The 1,408-nt window shown below is 60.9% G+C and carries 1 protein-coding gene; it reads right to left on the bottom strand.

Translation table 11 applies throughout. From position 1 onward, the window contains the following. Positions 1-7: 7 nt before the first annotated feature. Positions 8-1,408, bottom strand: a complete 1,401-nt coding sequence (locus M5J20_RS11295; protein WP_253579626.1) for an IS30 family transposase — start codon at positions 1,406-1,408, stop codon at positions 8-10.

The following is a 1,408-nucleotide window of genomic DNA, read 5'->3' as shown; positions in this document are numbered from 1 at the left end:
GGCGGTGTCATGCGGTGTTTGCGCCACGTTTGAATACTTCGTGGAGTATCTCACGTGGGGTTGCGCCGTTGAGGATTTGGCGGGGTGTTTCATTGAGCTCGTTTTGCACCCAGGCCACGTGTTCTGGGGTGATGGCTTTAAAGTCGGTGCCTTTTGCGTAGAACCGGCGTCTGATCTCCCCGTTGGTGTTTTCGTTGGTGGGCCGCTGCCACGGCGAACGCGGGTCGCAGAAGAAGACCTGGCAGCCGTCTTTGATCTTCACCCGGGCCGTTGCTGCCATTTCCACGCCTTGGTCCCAGGTGATGGTTTTCAACTGTTCCGCATCAAGGTCTTTGACCATGGCCTGAAGGGTTTCCACAACGGTTTCAGAGCTGTGCTCGTCGGGCAGATGACCCAGCAGGGTGTAGCGGCTGGTGCGCTCGACCAGGGTAATCAGCGCGCTTTTGCCGCCTTTGCCGATGATGAGGTCGCCTTCCCAATGCCCTGGTATGGCCCGGTCATCAACGTCCGGGCTGCGGGTGGTGATCTCAGCACCTTCGACCCACGGTTTACGGCTGAGGATCCCAGCGTTGCGGGCGCGGGGTTTGCGCTTGGTGCCACCGCGGATGAGCACCTGTTGGGTGTTCATCACCGCTTCGAGCTCTTGTCTTAAGCTGCCTTTGGCCTGGACGTAGAGCGCTGCATAGATCGCTTCATGGGAGATGTGCATACTCTCATCATCCGGGAATAACCGATCCAGCCAGGCACTGATACGCCCGGGGGACCAGCGACGCGCCACCCCTGCTATCACGAAGGACCGAAGCTTTGGGTTGGCATCAAGTTTGCGCTTTTTCGGCCGCGGCAACCTGCCCGCGGCACTGACCCCGGCGTTGTGGGCGTTATACAACCGTGTCGTGGTACCGTCCTCGCCGGTTACTACCCACCCGTTACGGGTGATTTCCCTGCTGACCACACTATGGTGACGCCCAATAGAGCCAGCGATCGCGCGGGCGGACAACCCTTTAGCGCAGCCTTGTTGAATCATCACACGGTCTTCGACCGTAAGCCTGCGACCCCGGCCGATGCGTGGCAGCTGCGCCGGATCGTCTGGGGCTTCGGTGGTGGCTTGAGTACGCATCGGTGCTGGCACCTGATGATCATCGCCGCTGCCGCCTGCCAGCTGTTTGCGCAACACACTACGGGTTATCCCAACCGTGTCAGCGGCTTCGGTAACTGTCATGCCCGATTGAACCAACCGGCACGCACGCGCAACACTCTCCGCCTTATCACGCACGCCTTTGGTCTGGGGTGGTGTAACCCCGGCAGCTTTCATCCAGGCGTACACCCGATCCGGTCCCACGCCTACATCGCGGGCGACGGCATACACCCCCTCACCCGCTTCAACCCTGGCCAGCGCAGCCTGGCGCAC

It is taken from the genome of Corynebacterium stercoris (assembly GCF_024160105.1).
GTDB lineage: Bacteria > Actinomycetota > Actinomycetes > Mycobacteriales > Mycobacteriaceae > Corynebacterium > Corynebacterium stercoris.
The sequence above is the reverse complement of the archived record's forward strand: the minus strand, read 5'-3'. Positions and strand labels throughout refer to the sequence as shown.